Here is a 16,824-nt window from a genome sequence, read left to right on the forward strand (position 1 = left end):
CAGGAAATTAGCCCCATGTTCGAGCTGGATCATGCCCTGGCGCAGGAGATTGTCGATCGCACCATGGCAATCCTGCCCCATAACGTCAATGTCATGGACAGCCAGGGCTTGATCCTGGGCAGCGGCGAGCCGGAGCGTATCAATACCCGCCATGAAGGTGCCCAGCTAGTGTTGGCCAATGGGCGGGTGGTGGAAATCGACGGGCAGACCGCCAAGCATCTCAAGGGTGTGCAACCAGGAATCAATCTGCCGCTGCTGCATGATCAGCGCCTGATTGGCGTACTGGGTATCACCGGCGAGCCGGATGGGTTACGCACCTATGCCGAACTGGTGCGCATGACCGCTGAAATGCTGGTCAGCCAACGCCACCAGCAAGCCGAACAACAATGGCGGCGCCAGCGTTGCGATGATCTGCTGGCCCTGCTGTTGGCCGACAGCGGCGACTCCCCGCGCCTGGTGGACGAAGCCCAGCAACTGGGGCTCAAGCCACAACTGGCGCGCACGCCATACCTGTTTGAACTGGGCCCGGGCCAAACGGCGGAGGCCCTGAGCGCCTGGCTCGCCAGCCGCTACCCCGACAGTTGGTGCGTCAGCTCTGCGCAGTTTTCCTTGCTGTGGTGCCGACCTGCTGGGGTGCAGGTCGATAACCCCCGCTTGCTGGAAAAGCTCGACGGCCTGGGTTGGAACGTCCTGCGCGTGGCCATCGGCGGGCAAGCGGAGGGCTTGGCGGGACTGCGCCGCTGCTATCGGCGGGTGGGTGATCTGCTTGCTTATGGCCGCGATATCCTGCCGCAATCACGCCTGTTGACCCTCAACCGTTATCGCCTGCCGGTGATGCTGTGGCGTCATCGCAACGACGACGCCCTGGACGAATTGCTCAACCCGTTGCGCAAAGTGTTGGCCAAGGACAGCAACGGGCAACTGCTTGCCACGTTGCGCAGTTGGTGCGAGCACGATGGGCAAAGCCAGGCGTGTGCCGACGCCTTGGGCATTCACCGCAACAGCCTGCGCTACCGCATGGAGCGCATAGCCGAACTCAGCGGCGTAGACCCGCTGACGCTAGATGGGATGCTTGCCTTGTACCTGGGCGTCCAACTGCTGCCCCACCCCCTGTAGGAGCGAGCCTGCTCGCGAAAAACGTCAACGATAACGCAGGTTGCCGGATTCACCGCGGCGCGTTCCGGTCTTTCGCGAGCAAGCTCGCGCCTACAACGGGCATTGTAGAAATGAACAACAAACCCGCTCCACACTTGTGCATCGGCCCCGCGTCATTGCCCCAGCCAACTGGCAGCATGGGCGTTATAAAAACCGGAGAAAGCCCATGAAAATCGTGATCGCCCCCGACTCGTTCAAAGACAGCCTGAGTGCCGCAGGTGTCGCCCAGGCGATTGCCGAGGGGTGGGCCGAGGTCTGGCCGGATGCGCACGTGCTTCAATGCCCGATGGCCGATGGCGGTGAAGGCACGGTGGATGCGGTGCTCGCCGCGTGTAAGGGGCAATTGCGTCGGCAAACAGTCCGAGGCCCGCTGGGCGACAGCGTCGAAGCGCGTTGGGGATGGTTGGCGGACAGCCATACCGCGATGATCGAGATGGCCGAGGCCAGTGGTTTGCAACTCGTCGCGCCGGGGCAGCGCGACGCCTGTTCCAGTACCACCTATGGCACCGGCGAGTTGGTCCGCGCCGCGCTGGATGCCGGGGCGCAGCGCATCATCCTGGCGATTGGTGGCAGTGCTACCAACGATGGCGGCGCGGGGGCGATGCAGGCCCTTGGCGTGCAGCTATTGGATAGCGAACGCCAGCCACTGCCGGCGGGTGGGTTGGCGTTGGCGCGCCTGGCCCATATCAGCCTCGAACAACTGGACCCGCGCCTGGCACAGGTGCGTTTTGAAATCGCCGCCGACGTCAACAATCCCCTGTGCGGCCCCCACGGTGCCTCGTCGATTTTCGGCCCGCAAAAAGGCGCGAGCCCCGAGCAGGTGGCACAACTGGACGCGGCCCTTGGGCACTTCGCTGACCATTGCGCCCAGGTGCTGCCCAAGGATGTGCGCGACGAACCCGGCAGTGGTGCCGCCGGTGGACTGGGCTTTGCTGCCAAGGCGTTCCTCGCCGCCCAGTTTCGTCCAGGGGTCGAGGTGGTTGCTGAACTGGTTGGCCTGGATGAAGCGGTGCGTGGTGCCGACCTGGTGATTACCGGCGAGGGCCGCTTCGACGCCCAGACCCTGCGTGGCAAAACCCCGTTTGGCGTGGCTCGCATTGCCCAGCGACAGGGCGTGCCGGTGGTCGTCATTGCGGGGACATTGGGCGAGGGCTACGAGCAGATGTATGCCCAGGGTGTGGACGCAGCATTTGCTTTGCCATCGGGCCCGATGTCACTGGAACAGGCTTGTCACGAGGCGCCGCGCCTGTTGCGTGAGCGGGCCTCGGACGTTGCGCGGGTGTGGCGTTTGGCAGCTACTCGCTGACTCCGCGCGCCAACCGCTCCACCCACTGCGCTTGAAACCCCTGCAGCGCCGCACCGGGTTGCTGCAACTGCACAAACTCAAGCATCGGGTCTAGCACCGCTGTGCGCACGCCGCTCAATTCCTCCAGGGTCGCCAGGCCGCAGAACGGTACATAGGCTTCGCTGTAGCCGCCTTCGTGCACCAGCACCAGGCGGCCCTGACATAAACGATCGGCTGCCAGGCGCAGGGCGCGGGTCAGCAGACGGAACGATTCGCTGTGCAACAACATGCGCGCTAGCGGGTCGACGGCGTTGGCGTCATAACCGCAAGCAACGATGATCAACTCCGGCTCGAAGCGCTCCAGCGCGGGCACTACGATGCGTTCCATGGCGTGTAGATAGGTGGCGTGCCCACTGCCTGGGGGCAACGGAATATTGATGTTGGCCCCCACGCCGGCCCCGCGGCCTCGATCCTGCTCGCCGCTGTAGCCAGGCGGGTAGCAGCCGTCCTGATGCAGGGAAATCGTCAACACATCGGCCCGTTCTTCGAAGATCGACTGCGTGCCGTTGCCGTGGTGCACATCCCAGTCGATCACGGCGACTTTGCCCAGTCCGTTGCGGGCCTTGGCGGCCTCGATGGCAATGGCAATGTTGGCGAGAAAGCAAAAGCCCATGGCGCTGTCTGCCAGGCAGTGATGCCCCGGTGGCCGCGACAGCGAATAGGCATTGTGCGCCTGGCCCTTGAGCACCGCGTCCACGGCGGCCAGGGTCAGTCCGGCGGACAGTTGCGCAATCTCGTAGCTGCCCGGCCCGATCGGTGCCTGGGGGCCAAGCTCACCGCCGCCAGCATCGCTCAGGGCCTTGAAACGCTGCAGATAGGCACGGCTGTGGACGCGCAGCAGATCCTCTTCACTGGCTGGCGGCGCGCTGCGCAGTTGTAGTTGGCGGCTCAATCCGGAGACATCCAACAGGCTTTTCAAGCGGCGCTTGGTCTCCGGTGACTCGGCATGCCCGCTGCCGGCCGGCGGCTGCACCCAGCCGCCCACGGGCAGGGTCAGCGCATGGGCGCCGGCGCTGTGCCACAGGCTAATTTCGTCGAAGAAAAATGCGGTGGTTGGGTTCATACCGGTTCCAGTTCAGTGGGGGAGTGGGGACGGCTGGCGATGATCATCACCAGCGACAGCAAGGTGATAGCGGCTGCACCGAGCAGCAACAGGCTGAACCCGCCGCTGGCCTCGATCAGGCGGCCGGCGAGCGCTGGGCCGATGGCCAGGCCGCCGCCGATGACCAGGTTGGAGGCGTTCATCAGCTTGCCGCTGTGATCGAGGTCGGCCAGGCAGGCCAGGATCAGCGGCAGAATGAAGGTCCAGGTGAATTTGAACAGCAGCACCGCCAAGGCAAATCGCAGCAATGCGGGCTGGCCAAGCAACAAGAGCACCGCTGCCGCCATCAACAGGTAGCCCAGCAGCAACAGCACTCCACGCGGCAAGCGGGCCCCGATCAGTGAAGCGCTCGCTGCCCCGGCAATGCCCATCACGGTGGCGATGGCGAGGATTTCGCCGCCGTGCTGCGCCGAAATCCCGGCACTGGCGCCCAAGGCACCGATAAAGGTCCATACGCCCCCCAGGCTGATGTAAAAGGCCAGCACCGCGCCAACCCCCAGGGCGGCTTTCCAGCGTGAACCGGGCAAGACCGGGGCGCGGTTGGCGGGCAACGCAGGGCTACCGGCGGGAAACGCCCGCGCCAATGGCAGCAGCAGAGCCATCAACCCCGCCAGGATCAAGTAGCAGGCATTCAAGCCAAATCGTTCGAACAAACCAGGCAACACCACCAGGCCGACGGCACCGACGATCAACTGCCCCATCACCCACAAACCATAGACCCGGCTGGGGTTGGCGGTGGTGGCCGCACTGGCCAGGCAGAGGATCATCAACGAGCCGCCGGCCAGGGCGCTGGTAGCGCGCAACACCAGCAGTCCGGCGTAGGTGTCGGCCAGCATCGACAGCAGGTTGGCGGCCATGAACAGCAGCGCGGCGACCCGGGCGGCGGTGCGCCAGTCAACCCGCTTGAGCCACCACCAGGCGGGCAAGGTCGCCAGGCTCATGGCGCCCAGCTCCACGGAAAACAAGTCGCCAATACGCGCCGGGCTCAGTTGCCACTGGCTGGCCAACTGCGCGGCCACGGCGGGAGCTGTCATCAGGATGGTCGGGGTGATGGCGGCAAACAGCACGATCGCTGCCAGCCGTGCCGTTATCGCAGGGTTGGAAATGGGCATTTTCAAGCTCCAGGGAAAGGGGTCAGAACACATGCACCAGGCGCAACAGCGCTTCGGTGCCGGCATAGCCATTGGAAGCCGCAACGCTTTGCGAAAGGCTGACCATCAGTTGGTTCTGCCGGTCGAGCCAATGCCCGAGTTCGAAGCCGACTTGGGTGTAGCGCTTGTGGGTGTCGTCGAGGCGGCGGTTGTCGAGGCGCAGGGCGCCACCGTCGGCCTGGATCAGGCGCAGTGCACCGTAAGTGGCGGCGCTGAAGTCATACGAGGCAAAAGCCTGCAGGCGATACAGCGGGGCTTGCTTGAGTTCGCTGCCAAAGTAATCGTCATTGCGGCCATAGAGCTGGGCTTCCAGGTTGGCTTCCAGTACCCAGTTTTCGCCGATGCCGTGGGTGTAGTTGTAGACAAAGGTGGCGCCCCAGCGATTGGCACCGGGAGAGACGTCCGGGTTTTGACTGTGATACTCACCCACCGGCACGGTGATCAGGCTCAACAAGCCGCTGTAAGTGCGCGAAGCCGGGTCGTTGACGAAAAACAGCGTGCCGCCCACCTGTGGATCGCCCAGGCCGCGCTCGCGGCTGCGCTGGTTGGCGCCGGGCAGGCGTGCGCTGATGTCGGCAAAGGGCAGGATGAATTGCGGCGTGCACAACGTGCCGCAGGCGTCGGTGAAATACACCTGGCGGTAAGCCACGGCGTTGACCCTGAGGTCGGCCTTGCCGGTGCTGTCGGCGGGGCCATGGAAATCGCTGGCACGGGTGGCGGGCAGGTACAGCACACCCAGGCGGGTGCCCGGTGGGGCGGCGAAAAAGTCCCGGGCGTTGAGGTCGGCAGCCTGGCTGTCGAGGCTGAACAGGCTGGCGCACAGCACTGTCAGGTTACGTAGGCGCGTTGAAGTCATGGCGAAGCGTCTCGTGTCAGAGGAGGCCGGAAAATGGGCAACAGCAGCCCGTGACCGTAAAAAACGACCGTGGCAAAACCGTGGGAGAAGCGGGCAGGGTCAGTCGGGCGGGGCGTGCACCAGGTGCGCTATGCGCGCCTTGTCCTTGACGCCGAGCTTGGCGTAGATGGCGCGGATATGGTGACGCACGGTGTTGGGTGAGAGGCCAAGGTCGCGGGCCACTTCCTTGTAGGTCTTGCCCTCGCCAAACCCTTGGGCTACGTCGTTTTCCCGTGGGCTGAGCTGGGGCAGGGCGCGGTTGAGGCGCGCGGCCAACAGCAATTGGTCGCCCACCGGTGACGCCTGGATATGGATGCGCTTGCCGTCATGCCCGCGCTCATCCAGCAACACCGGCAGGGTGGGGCCACGCCATTGCGGCCATTCGCTGAGCAGCAGGTCGACAAAACCACGCTCGGCGCATTGCAACACACCCCGTGGGTCGCACACCGCCAGGGCCAGATTGCGCGGGCTGGCCAGGGTTTCACGCATGGCCACCAAGGTGCGGATCTGGTTTGCCGAGACCGCCGCCACCAGATGCAGCATCAGGTTATTGAGTAACTGGCAATCCTGCGCGTTGAACGTGGGCGCAGTGGGCTGGCGGTAGAGCGTCAGGTGGTGGCTGAGGTGGGTTTGCGGGTCGATATGGATCACACACAGCAATTCACCCAGGCCGTGGCGTTGCCCCAGCCAATTCAAGGCGCTGCCGTTGGCGGGGTCGCGCATATCGATAATCACTGCCTCGCCAGGCGAGGCATGCACCCGTGCAACGGTAACGTCCAGATGGCGGATCGACTGCCAGTCCGCCAGGTAGTCGGGTGGCAACTGATAGAGGTAGCTGTTGTGCTCTTGCGGCAGACCGTTGATGACAGCCGAGCGTCCCCACCAGGCACTGTCGAAGGCCAGCAATTGGCTGACGCGTGCCAGGGCATGGCGCTGGAAGTGTTCGATGTCCTGATGTTGGGCCAGCCGTTGCAGGTCCAGGGTCAGGGTGCTGAAGGCCTGTAACAGGCCCGAGTGATCAAGACGGCTCATGGGTGTTCCTCTGTGGGACTTTTTTTGTTGTTCTCGTCACAGGGTGAAGGCCGAAGCGTCGGGTTGACGGGGCAGGGCCTGGGCAGAGTATCGGCGCTGCGCATTTGGATCGCCATCGTTCAGATGCAGGATGGTGCTGGTCGGCCAGTGGGAAAACTCCCGGCTCGTCAGCCAGGCGCTTCGCCTCTACACTGGCCCGCCACTTGTCTTTCAAAGGATGAAATGCAATGCACCCACCTGAACCGTTTATCGTGATCCAGCGTTTTACCGAGGCCCACCTGGAGGGCGTCGCCGCGCTCTACAACGAACCGGCTGTTTGTCGTCAGGTGCTACAAATGCCTTTTCAGTCTGTTGAGATGTGGCGCAAGCGCCTGGTGATGGATAACGAGCGGCGCCTGCAACTGGTGGCGGTGCAGGGCGGTGAGGTGATTGGCCAACTGGGGCTTGAGCAATATCTGCGTGTACGCCAGAGCCACGTTGGCTCGTTGGGTATGGGCGTGGCGCCCGCCTGGCAGGGCAAGGGTGTCGGTTCGCGGCTGTTGGCGGCCGCGTTGGAGGTAGCCGACAACTGGATGAACCTGCACCGTGTGGAGCTGACTGTTTACGCGGACAACGAGCCTGCGCACAACCTGTACCGCAAGTTCGGCTTCGAAGTGGAAGGGCGGCTGCGCGATTACGCCCTGCGCGACGGTATGTTTGTCGACACCCTGAGCATGGCGCGCCTGCGCACGTCGGCTTGATCCTGTAAAACTGTGGGAGCTGGCTTGCCCCAATGCCAGTCAGTTAATACAGAATCGGTAACTGTGGCGAGGGAGCTTGCTCCCGCTGGGGCGCGAAGCGGCCCCAAAAATGGGACTGCTACGCAGTCCAGCGGGAGCAAGCTCCCTCGCCACAAGTCACTGGTTGTCTGCTCTAGCTCTTAACTGACTGGCATTAGGGCAAGCGCGCGAAGGCGGAGTGTCAGTCACTGAATCTACAACTGAACCACCGCTATCGCAGGCAAGCCAGCTCCCACACGGGTCATGCATTACCCACAGAATCAGCGTCTGGTACAGATCCCCTGTGGGAGCGGGCTTGCCCGCGAAAGCGGGCAAGCCCGCCAGGATGTTGGATCAGACCGAGTACATACCCGTTATTCAGGTAAGGACCACAAAGTTGTGTCGATACCTAAGCCTCTAAGGCAAACCCCACCGCGGCCTGCGCATGCAACGCGGTGGTGTCCAGCAGCGGCAGGGCGCTGTGTTCGGGCTGGACCAGCAGGCAGATTTCCGTACAGCCGAGGATGATCGCCTGGGCGCCTTGTGCAGCGAGTGCCTGGATCACCCGCTGATACACCTGGCGTGACGCGTCACTGATGATGCCCACGCACAGTTCTTCATAGATGATTCGGTGCACCTCCTGGCGTTCATCCGCGTCTGGCACCAGCACGGTAAGCCCCTGGGCGGCAAGGCGGGACTTCAGGAACTCCTGCTCCATGGTGAACGCGGTACCCAGCAAGCCCACCGTCAGGGTCCCGGCCTCCAGAGCCGCCGCCGCCGTGGCATCAGCAATATGCAGGAAGGGGATCGACACCGCCGCCTCAATACGCGGTGCCACCAAGTGCATGGTGTTGGTACACAGCACCACACAATCAGCGCCCCCGGCCTGCAAGCGCCGTGCGGCATCTTCCAGGATCAGCGCGGCATCGTCCCAACGCCCGGCATGCTGAGCCTGTTCCACCGGGCCGAAATCTACGCTGTACATCAACACTTGCGCCGAGCGCAGCGGGCCAAGACGGTCGCGCACGCGCTGGTTTATAAGGCGGTAATACTCGGCGCTGGACTCCCAGCTCATGCCGCCGATAAGGCCGATGGTGCGCATAGGGTGCTCCTGAAAAAGGATAAGCCTTCACCTTATCCACTCGAGGCTGATAAGTCATACGCAGTTGCCGACCCATTCACCGGAGCAGTTCAAGAAGCGTGGGTGATCCGTCATTGTTCGGTATTGGGCGACTCGTCCATACCTGTGAGAAATGACAGTATATTTTTCTGAAAACCCCCTATTTAATCAGCACGAACGACCGAGCAGCCCCTGAGCTGATGGCGACGCTCCGTTTTCCCCTACGCCGAAAGACCGCCATTGCCGGGTGACCTTCGGATACCTCTCACATCCTGTGTTTTTGATTTCAAATAAAGTCAGCCCTACTGAAAGTTTGATTCCAGAGGAGCTTTTCATGGCAGCGCAACACTGTGAAGGCGACACCGATACCCGCCACAACAGTCATTCGTCACCGGCGCCGCTCACTATTCCCGATATCCAGCTACCTTTCGCCGTTGCACCGCCGCGTGCCGACACTGAACGGTTGCGTACGCATGCGCTTGCTTGGGCGCAGCGATACGGTTTGATCGGCAGGCGTGGCGCGCATCGGTTGACCACCACGGCACTGCTCGACCTGGGAATAGCATTGTGCGGGCGGGCGCCCACGCACCGAGCGCAGACTCTGGTGTGCTGGTACCTGTGGGCGCTTACGCTCGATGACCGTATTGATGACGGACCCTGGGCGGAAAACGGCGCGCTGGAGCATTTCATCGCCGCCGTGCAGGCATTGACCGACAGCGGCGATGCTGTGCCGTCAGGTGAACGCGGCGGGTTCGAGGACCCGATGCTGGCTGTTCTGGTCGACGACTTGTGGCCCGAGACCCAGCGTTGGGGCAGCGGGCCTTGGCGGAAGAGGCTGGCGGGGCATTTGGTCCAGCATCTGCGCGCGCAGGCGGCGCAGGTACGCATGCGAGAAACCGATACGGCGCTCGCCTTGGCTGAGTATCTGCCGTTGCGCCGGGATTCCTTCGGCGCCCTGTTCTTTTTTGATCTGATCGATGGTGCCGAAGCCCTGGACCCGTACGAGCATCCTGCGCAGGTGGAAACGTGGAGCAGGTTGCGTAAGCACGCTGCCGATATCATCGCGTGGACGAACGATATCCACTCGGTTGCCAAAGATGTGGTGTGTGGCGAGCGCTTCAATCTGGTGTCGATACTCGCGCACACCGCCGGCCTGGACTGGCCTGGCGCGATAGAAGCAGCCCATCAGATGGTCAACACGGCAGTTGCTCAATTCACGGCAGCCGCTACCGAGCATGCCCATTATCCGCCGTGCGCTGCGACCGATCCGGACCGGTTGCGTCAGGTTGTCCGGGCGGCGGGGGACTGGCATCGCAGCGTTTCGCGCTATCACCTACAGGCCGATGGCTGCGCGGTACAGCACAGCCGACAAGTGGACCTGGCGCTGACTCCGCCGACCCTCAAGTCCCGCCAGTTCGAAATCGACCCGTACCCCTTGTATGAGCGTTTACGCACCACACTGCCGATCGCGTACGACGAGCCCACCGATGTTTGGCTGGTCAGTCGGCATGTGGATGTCAAAGCCGCGTTGACCCACCCAGGGGCAAGCAATCGCAACTACACCTGGCAGATTGGGCCGCTGCTGGGGCACACCATTGTGACCATGGACGGCTGCGAACACGCCCAGCACCGAGCATTGCTCACCCCGTCGTTTCGCAGCAAGGCGCTGGTGGCGCTCGAAGCGTCTGTCACCGCAGTGACCGCAGACTTGCTGGCGCGTATGCAGGGCCGGCCTCAGGTCGACCTGATTGCCGATTTCACCGCTGCGCTGCCGGTGCGAGTGATGGCTCATGCATTGGGCCTCCCGGCACACACACGAGAGGAGGTGGAGCGGCTCAAGCGTTGGTGTGCCATCGGCTTCGCGTACATGGGCAACTATCGTCAGGACCCAGCACTGTTGACCGGCGGGTTATCCAACCGAGACAGTTTTTACCACTTTATCCAGCCCTACATCGACGCTCGGCGTATAGAACCCAAGGACGACTTGATTTCACAACTCCTGGCGGCACGCATTGACGACCAGCCGTTGTCCGAGTCCTTTGTACGGTCCTATTGCGCGATCCTGATGACGGCAGGCAGCGAGACCAGTCACGGCGCCCTGGCGAATCTGATTGTCAACCTGTTGAGCGAACCTGGCGTGAAAGAGGCGGTGATCGCTGATCCAGCACTGATGGACAACGCCCTCACTGAAACCCTGCGACGCAACCCGCCATTGCAACTTGTGCTGCGGGAGGCGACTGAACCGCTGCAACTGCCCTCGGGAACAATTCCGGGTGGCGCAACCCTGGCCTGCCTGATCGGTTCAGCCAACCGTGATCCGGCCCGGTTCAGCGACCCGGACACCTTCAATATGTTGCGCGCCGAACAGGCGACCAGCCATTTCGCTTTCGGAGCGGGGCGCCACTTCTGCCTGGGCTCCATGCTCGCCCGGATGGAGATCACGATCGGTGCGCGCATGCTGCTGCAGACCTTTCCCAACCTGCGCTGGGCTCCGGGGTTCAAGCCCGAAGAGCGCGGGTTTCTCAATCGCTGCCCTGATCAATTGGAGGTCGTGCTTTGACCACATCTGTTTCCACCGAGCAACCCGGCTACACCCGCAGCTATCTCGCGGACCAACACGCAGGCCAATTGGCGAGGTTGCAAACCCTGGAGCGCGCCTTTGACCCGTTAAGCCATAAGGTTTTTGAACGATTGGATCTGCCGGACGCGCCCGCCATCCTTGATCTGGGCGCCGGTGCCGGATCGCTCGCCGGCTGGTTGAGCCAGCGATATCCCGACGCAACGGTTACCGCCACGGATATCGATACCCGCTTCCTGGTCGATATCCCCGGCATCAAGGTGATGACCCACAATGTCACGACCGATGATTTTCCTGCCGCATCGTTTGACGTGGTGCACGCCCGGGCGTTGCTGTGCCACCTCACTGACCGCGAGGAGATAGTGACGCGAGCCGCCACTTGGTTACGTCCCGGAGGCTGGTTGGTGATCGAAGATGTGAGCCTGCAACCGAGCCTCAGAACGACGAACCCGTTGTTGCGCAAAGTAGCCCAGGCCGGAATCACACTGTTGGAGCAGTCCATCGGGTCTGACATGTTCTGGGCCGATCGACTGCCTGATCGGCTACGTGACCGGGGGCTTGTCAACGTGGGGCATCGCACCCTCGAAGGCCGAATCGGCGACAACAGCCCGGCAGATGCCTTCTGGGCGGCAACCACCGCGCAGGCAGGGCCTGCATTGTTGGAACTTGGGTTACTCACCCAGGCAGAGCTGGATGCCATGGTCATGCTGCGTGCCGATCCAGCGTTCACCGACGCCGCGTTGACCTTGGTCAGTGCCTGGGGACAAATTCTTTAGCTCGATACTGTGTGGCGTGCGCGCCTCATTGCACAAAAGGAGATCCAGCATGATCCACGAGGTAGTGTTAGTCGACGCACAGGATGTACAGATTGGCGTGTGCGATAAACGCGATGCTCACCTGGGAGCTGGGCAGCTTCATCGCGCTTTTTCAGTGCACTTGATTGACAGCCGTGGGCGTCATCTGCTTCAGCGTCGGGCGGCGGATAAAATGCTCTGGGCAGGTTTCTGGTCGAATGCCTGCTGCAGTCATCCGGCACCTGGAGAGACTATTCTGGATGCCGCCTCTCGTCGTCTGCGTGAAGAGCTAGGCGTCTGGGCTTCGTGTCGAGCTCTCTATTACTTTGAGTATCATGCTTTGTTTGGCTCGATCGGCGCCGAGCATGAACTCTGTCATGTGCTGGTTGCTCAATCTGACGCTGAGGTCTCGCCCGTCCCAGAGGAAGTCAGCGATATCAAGTGGCTGACCCGCGCCGAAATAACGGCCCAGCTTGCAGAGCCCCGAGCGCCATTCACGCCCTGGTTTCGGATGCAGTGGCAGCGCCTTCTATCAGAGCATCCTTCGTTCGATGCGCCCAGGGCCGAGGCCACGCTCCCACCGCTGGGTCGCGGAGCATGAGGTAGATAGGCGTCGGCTGCCAGGTGAGTTTTTGGAACTGTTTTGCGTAGGAATACCACTGATACGCAGGTCGCCGGCCTGCCGTCAGGCGAGTAGACAAATGCCAAGTTCCCATAGGACTACCTCATGAATATTGATCCGAACATTGCGTTGGCAAGAGCATGCGCCACCAGCGTTGCACACAGGACTGTCGTTGAAATTGCTCATGCTGACGACCGCGGCGATAAGATTAAACATCGCCAAGTTTCATTGTCCATGGACCAAGTATTAAAAGGGTCAAAAGGTGCAGCCGGATTTGCCGGTTCACTGGGTTCCGGGGACCCTGCGGAGGTGACGTATGAGTTCGCCAATCGTCCCGAAACGGGGGGCACGACCAGCCAGTTCACAGAAGCACAAAAAGGCGTGATCCGTGAGACCCTGAATAATTTCAGCGATACTGCAAATATTCGGTTCAAAGAGTCTGTCAATGCACAATCCCATCATATGCAGATCAAGGTTGATGGCGGTAGCTTCAAGTGGCAGGCCCCCTGGTATACGCCCGTGTCCGATGACGAGCCCGGCAAGGTGCAGGTATCGCTGAACCAGCGCCATGCCGATGAGCTGGTAAAACCCAATAGTTTTGGGCGTCACATCATTGCAAAGGCTGTGGCCTTTAAATTAGGTCTTCCTGACCCAGCGTCTGCAGTATCGAGAAGCAACTACGCGGAAAATACGTCGGCTTACACGGTAAGGAGTCCTTTTCTGGAAAACCGCTCAGACCATCGCTTTAATAAGTTCCATGGTGATAAGACTCAGTATTCAAGTGCGCTGATGATGGATGATATTGCAGTCACGCAAGATAAATTTGGTGCGAACCTCCAAACGCGGACCGGGGATACGACGTATGGCTTTAACTCCAATGCTGATCGTGACGTATTCAAACTGCAGTCGAGCGACGACTTGCCGGTGTTTTGCGTGTGGGACGCCGATGGTAATGACACCTTCGATTTCTCCGCCTTCAGGCAAGATCAGGTTCTCAACTTGAAATCGGGCAGCTTCTCTAATGTTGGGGGAGGCCTAGGCAACGTTTCGATCGCCAATGGCGTCACCATCGAACGGGCTATTGGCGGTGCGGGCAATGACATTTTAATTGGCAATGACGTCGGTAACGAACTGGAGGGCGGCGAGGGCGATGACATTCTTTATGTCAAGGCGAACTCGGGTTTTAACCGGCTGACAGGCGGGCCGGGTAAAAATACCTTCGTTATCGGCGCGAACGACTCATCTGCCAGCTTCGCAAACACCGTAATAATGGATTTCGTCAGCGGCAAGGATAAATTGGATATTTCAGCCCTGCGCGCAGCCCACCCTCGACTCACCTTCACCCACGAATATTATCGCAGCCATAATCTCACCTTTTTGCGTTTCGATTTCGATGGCGACAAAAAAGAAGACTTCATGGTGAACATATATGGGCGAATCGCGGATTCCGATTTCCGCTTCTGACCTGAATGTTTAACGCATGTACTGGCTGGCGCCGAGCGAAATCAGGTGTGCTGCCCAAGTATTGGCTATACCTATAGCTCATTCTTACGATGATGGTCGCCAGGGAGTTCACTAATGAAGCTAAGGCTAATAATCGGCACAGTGTGCGTCGCCTCGCTCGGTTTGGTTGGTTGCGCCAGCAAAGTGGTGCAACCGAATGAATATTCAGGGTTCCTTTCCAACTACAGCCAGCTCAAGGAAGCCAAGTCACCGTCGGGGGCCGAGGTGATGCGCTGGGTTGATCCACAGCTGGACCTGAGCCACTACACCGCGGTCTACATCGAGCCTACCCAGTTTTACCCCAAGCCCCAGGCCACTTCCCGAATTCCCGAGAGCACGTTGCGGGGCATCAATGACTATTACAACCAGGCGCTCAAGCGCGAGCTGGGTCAGTCACTGCCCGTGGCCAATGCCCCAGGCCCAGGGGTAATTGTTGTGAGAGCGGCGATTACCGCCGTGAGCAGCAAGACCGAGAGTCTCAAGCCATATGAGTTTATTCCCGTCGCCCTGGTGGCCGCGGCAGTGAGCACGGGCACCGGCATTCGCGACCAGGAGACCACCCTGGGCACCGAGGCGCAGTTCCTCGATGGCGCCACTCATAAAGTGCTGGCCCAAGTGGTGCGCAAAGGTACCGGCAAGCCGCTGGCTAATGACTCCCAAGTGATGAAGGCCGACGATGTAAAAAGCGTCATCGACGGTTGGGCGTCAGACCTGCACCAGTCCTACGTGAAACTGAAAAAACACTGAGCCAAAAAAAAGCGCGGCGGGTGATCACCCGCCACGCTTTTTTATTTGCAGAGCTTATTTAAGCGGCGTCAACGCTGGTAGCTTCCACTGGCCGCTGGCAACTTCGGGCTTGGGCAGATAAATGCGCAAGACCGCGTAAAACGGGCCGGGTGGGGCCGGCAACCAGTTGCTCTGCTCAGCCTTGGGAGGTTCGTGGTGCTGCAGCGCCAGGGTCAAGCCACCATCGGCATCGAGCTTGAGGGTCGGCAGCATCTGCGAGTTGATCAGGTAGCGCTTCTTGTGGTTTGGCACCAGCAGTTTGGTCTTGGCGTCGTACATCGTCAGCGACCAGAACGCATCAGCCGGCGGCAACTGGTCCTTGGCAAAATGCACGGTGTAGCTGTGGCGTGCACCATTGGCCGGTTTGCCCTCGCTGTCGATGACGTAGCTCAAGTGCGCGGCTTCATCACTGGAGTTGCCAAACATCCCCAGCTCGGCACCGGCGTAGCGGTATAGGTAGTTGTTTTGCAGGTGGTCGCGGCTGCCGTACAAGTCTGCGCCGGTCACTTGGCGGGTGTCGACCTTGGCCTTCTTGAACGCGGCGAATTCAGCGCGGCCATCGGCGATGCCGTCTTCCAGAGCCTTGCGCTGCTCGGCGGTCAACTGGTTGACTTTGAACGGCGCGCCCGGGGCAATACCGATCCTGGCAAAGCGCGCCAGCAGATCTTTTTCATTGTCCTGGGGCGCGGCGAAGGCCAGCATGAAGTTCAGGTAGCGAAACAGCTGCGGGCCTTCGGTCATCGTCGCCATCGGCTTGGGCCATTGGATCTTCGGCACGTTGGCGGGGGCGGGTTGCTTCACATAACTGCTCAGCGCCTGCACCTTGTAGCCGCTCTGGATCTGCTTGACCTTGCTCAGGTCTTTGTCGTCAAACAGTTGAGTGCGGTAAAGGGCGTAGGCGATGTTGCTTTCGCTGTAGACCACACGGTCGATGTCCACCGGCTGCTGACCTTTCCAGTCTGGCCCGGCGATCATGTAGTGCCCGCCGTTATTGCCGGTACTGCGGGTGCCCAGGTAGGCGAAATTCTGCGTATAGAGGTCGATCAATTGCACCGAGTAATAGCGGTTGTCTTCAATCTTGGGCAGGGTCAGCACCAGCGGTTCTTTGCGCAAGTCCATCCACACGAACGAGTAGGGCGTGTCGACGTTCGGGGTGGTAACTGCGTTGTCCTTGGGGGTGAGCACCTGGGCGCTGTTTTCGATACGGTTGAACGGCGCCTTGAAGTGGGCACCGCCTTTATCAACGGCCTGGGTGTAGAGCGTCTTGTACATCTGCACCACCGGGAAGCCGTACAAGTAGGCTTCCTTGGCAATGGCCCTGGCTTCGCTGGGGCTTGCGGTGAAGTCAGCCCAGGCGCCGGAGCTCATGAGTATCGAGAGGCTCGCCAACAGCAGGCGCGTCGGTTTTCCAATCATGTTGTTGCGTCCTTCCTGAGTGCTATCTGAGAGCGTGGCGTGAAGGCGCTGAGTTTCCTGTTTTATTGGCCGGTCGTCACGTTAATCTCTGCAAAGGACCATGGGGAAGGGGCGTTAGAGCATGGATTTGACTTTGTCACGCAACTGATCGATCGAAAACGGCTTGCCAATCACCTCCATACCCTCGGGTACATCAATGTTTTCGGCATAGCCGCTGGCAAACAGGATAGGCAGGGTAGCGCGCAGTTCGCGGACCTTGGTTGCCAGTTGTTTGCCGTCCATGTCGGGCAGGCCAACGTCGGTCATCATCAGGTCGATGATCTGGTCGGTATTTTGCACCTGCGCCAGTGCTTCCCCAGCATCCGCGGCTTCGAGCACCTTGAACTCCAACTCTTCGAGGACATCGACGATCAGCATGCGCACGATGGCGTCGTCTTCGACTACAAGGATGGTGGAGGTGTGGGACATAGTGGACTTTCCTGAACAGTGAGAGCGCTGGGCTTAAAGGCAACTAGATTGTGAGTGATAACAATGCCAGCAAGTTCCGAAGCAATTGCTGGCATTGTG

15 protein-coding genes are annotated in these 16,824 nt (G+C 60.9%); 8 read left to right on the top strand and 7 right to left on the bottom strand.

The window, feature by feature from the left end:
• Positions 1–15: 15 nt before the first annotated feature.
• The gene (locus tag FXO12_RS04665; protein WP_034127476.1) at positions 16–1,116 is read left to right on the top strand and encodes a sugar diacid recognition domain-containing protein; all 1,101 of its coding nucleotides are present in this window, start codon (positions 16–18) and stop codon (positions 1,114–1,116) included.
• Between the two features lie 205 nt (positions 1,117–1,321).
• On the top strand, positions 1,322–2,461 hold the full coding sequence (locus FXO12_RS04670) for a glycerate kinase (protein WP_057975876.1): 1,140 nt from the start codon (positions 1,322–1,324) through the stop codon (positions 2,459–2,461).
• On the opposite strand, the gene FXO12_RS04675 is transcribed toward FXO12_RS04670, so the two are convergent.
• The 4 genes from FXO12_RS04675 to FXO12_RS04690 form a co-directional block, all read right to left on the bottom strand.
• A complete protein-coding gene (locus FXO12_RS04675) occupies positions 2,451–3,563 on the bottom strand; it encodes a class II histone deacetylase (protein WP_057975878.1) in 1,113 nt (370 codons plus the stop codon). The two genes, FXO12_RS04670 and FXO12_RS04675, sit on opposite strands and share 11 nt — an antisense overlap.
• Positions 3,560–4,714: an MFS transporter gene (locus tag FXO12_RS04680; protein ID WP_057975880.1), complete on the bottom strand. Its 1,155-nt coding sequence runs from the start codon at positions 4,712–4,714 to the stop codon at positions 3,560–3,562. Before FXO12_RS04680 ends, FXO12_RS04675 begins: the two co-directional genes overlap by 4 nt.
• Positions 4,715–4,736: 22 nt before the next feature.
• Positions 4,737–5,609 carry a transporter gene (locus FXO12_RS04685; RefSeq protein WP_054898449.1) on the bottom strand — a complete coding sequence of 291 codons (873 nt, stop codon included), beginning with the start codon at positions 5,607–5,609 and terminating at the stop codon, positions 4,737–4,739.
• 99 nt (positions 5,610–5,708) lie between these two features.
• Entirely contained in the window at positions 5,709–6,680 is a 972-nt protein-coding gene (locus FXO12_RS04690; RefSeq protein ID WP_060773082.1) for a helix-turn-helix transcriptional regulator, read from the bottom strand.
• Between the two features lie 227 nt (positions 6,681–6,907).
• On the opposite strand from FXO12_RS04690, the gene FXO12_RS04695 reads away from it, so the two are divergent.
• On the top strand, positions 6,908–7,420 hold the full coding sequence (locus FXO12_RS04695; RefSeq protein WP_057975884.1) for a GNAT family N-acetyltransferase: 513 nt from the start codon (positions 6,908–6,910) through the stop codon (positions 7,418–7,420).
• Between the two features lie 427 nt (positions 7,421–7,847).
• Here the strand turns inward: FXO12_RS04695 and FXO12_RS04700 are convergent, their stop codons facing one another.
• The gene (locus tag FXO12_RS04700; protein WP_057975886.1) at positions 7,848–8,540 is read right to left on the bottom strand and encodes an aspartate/glutamate racemase family protein; all 693 of its coding nucleotides are present in this window, start codon (positions 8,538–8,540) and stop codon (positions 7,848–7,850) included.
• Between the two features lie 352 nt (positions 8,541–8,892).
• Here FXO12_RS04700 and FXO12_RS04705 point away from each other — a divergent pair, with 352 nt between their 5' ends.
• The 5 genes from FXO12_RS04705 (at position 8,893) to FXO12_RS04725 (ending at position 14,802) form a co-directional block, all read left to right on the top strand.
• Positions 8,893–11,118: a cytochrome P450 gene (locus FXO12_RS04705; protein WP_057975888.1), complete on the top strand. Its 2,226-nt coding sequence runs from the start codon at positions 8,893–8,895 to the stop codon at positions 11,116–11,118.
• Positions 11,115–11,912, top strand: a complete 798-nt coding sequence (locus FXO12_RS04710; protein WP_054896525.1) for a trans-aconitate 2-methyltransferase — start codon at positions 11,115–11,117, stop codon at positions 11,910–11,912. Before FXO12_RS04705 ends, FXO12_RS04710 begins: the two co-directional genes overlap by 4 nt.
• Before the next feature lie 49 nt (positions 11,913–11,961).
• The gene (gene idi, locus FXO12_RS04715; RefSeq protein ID WP_054896524.1) at positions 11,962–12,531 is read left to right on the top strand and encodes an isopentenyl-diphosphate Delta-isomerase; all 570 of its coding nucleotides are present in this window, start codon (positions 11,962–11,964) and stop codon (positions 12,529–12,531) included.
• Positions 12,532–12,657: 126 nt separating this feature from the next.
• Positions 12,658–14,016, top strand: a complete 1,359-nt coding sequence (locus FXO12_RS04720) for a M10 family metallopeptidase C-terminal domain-containing protein (RefSeq protein ID WP_057975890.1) — start codon at positions 12,658–12,660, stop codon at positions 14,014–14,016.
• A 114-nt stretch (positions 14,017–14,130) separates the two neighbouring features.
• Positions 14,131–14,802 (top strand): DUF3313 domain-containing protein, encoded by a 672-nt coding sequence (locus FXO12_RS04725; RefSeq protein WP_054919033.1) that lies wholly within the window; start codon positions 14,131–14,133, stop codon positions 14,800–14,802.
• A gap of 54 nt (positions 14,803–14,856) precedes the next feature.
• On the opposite strand, the gene FXO12_RS04730 is transcribed toward FXO12_RS04725, so the two are convergent.
• Both FXO12_RS04730 and FXO12_RS04735 read right to left on the bottom strand, forming a co-directional pair.
• The gene (locus FXO12_RS04730; protein WP_057975892.1) at positions 14,857–16,257 is read right to left on the bottom strand and encodes a DUF1254 domain-containing protein; all 1,401 of its coding nucleotides are present in this window, start codon (positions 16,255–16,257) and stop codon (positions 14,857–14,859) included.
• 114 nt (positions 16,258–16,371) lie between these two features.
• Positions 16,372–16,725, bottom strand: a complete 354-nt coding sequence (locus tag FXO12_RS04735) for a response regulator (RefSeq protein ID WP_060773084.1) — start codon at positions 16,723–16,725, stop codon at positions 16,372–16,374.
• Between the last annotated feature and the right edge of the window lie 99 nt (positions 16,726–16,824).

Origin of the sequence: Pseudomonas sp. J380, from assembly GCF_009827115.1 — a bacterium.
Lineage (GTDB): Bacteria > Pseudomonadota > Gammaproteobacteria > Pseudomonadales > Pseudomonadaceae > Aquipseudomonas > Aquipseudomonas paracarnis.

Bases quoted from the DNA above. Each gene is read 5' to 3' on its own strand.
- FXO12_RS04665 (WP_034127476.1), top strand. From the start codon at position 16: ATGTTCGAGCTGGATCATGCCCTGGCGCAGGAGATTGTCGATCGCACC.
- FXO12_RS04670 (WP_057975876.1), top strand. From the start codon at position 1,322: ATGAAAATCGTGATCGCCCCCGACTCGTTCAAAGACAGCCTGAGTGCC.
- FXO12_RS04675 (WP_057975878.1), bottom strand. From the start codon at position 3,563: ATGAACCCAACCACCGCATTTTTCTTCGACGAAATTAGCCTGTGGCAC.
- FXO12_RS04680 (WP_057975880.1), bottom strand. From the start codon at position 4,714: ATGCCCATTTCCAACCCTGCGATAACGGCACGGCTGGCAGCGATCGTG.
- FXO12_RS04685 (WP_054898449.1), bottom strand. From the start codon at position 5,609: ATGACTTCAACGCGCCTACGTAACCTGACAGTGCTGTGCGCCAGCCTG.
- FXO12_RS04690 (WP_060773082.1), bottom strand. From the start codon at position 6,680: ATGAGCCGTCTTGATCACTCGGGCCTGTTACAGGCCTTCAGCACCCTG.
- FXO12_RS04695 (WP_057975884.1), top strand. From the start codon at position 6,908: ATGCACCCACCTGAACCGTTTATCGTGATCCAGCGTTTTACCGAGGCC.
- FXO12_RS04700 (WP_057975886.1), bottom strand. From the start codon at position 8,540: ATGCGCACCATCGGCCTTATCGGCGGCATGAGCTGGGAGTCCAGCGCC.
- FXO12_RS04705 (WP_057975888.1), top strand. From the start codon at position 8,893: ATGGCAGCGCAACACTGTGAAGGCGACACCGATACCCGCCACAACAGT.
- idi (WP_054896524.1), top strand. From the start codon at position 11,962: ATGATCCACGAGGTAGTGTTAGTCGACGCACAGGATGTACAGATTGGC.
- FXO12_RS04720 (WP_057975890.1), top strand. From the start codon at position 12,658: ATGAATATTGATCCGAACATTGCGTTGGCAAGAGCATGCGCCACCAGC.
- FXO12_RS04725 (WP_054919033.1), top strand. From the start codon at position 14,131: ATGAAGCTAAGGCTAATAATCGGCACAGTGTGCGTCGCCTCGCTCGGT.
- FXO12_RS04730 (WP_057975892.1), bottom strand. From the start codon at position 16,257: ATGATTGGAAAACCGACGCGCCTGCTGTTGGCGAGCCTCTCGATACTC.
- FXO12_RS04735 (WP_060773084.1), bottom strand. From the start codon at position 16,725: ATGTCCCACACCTCCACCATCCTTGTAGTCGAAGACGACGCCATCGTG.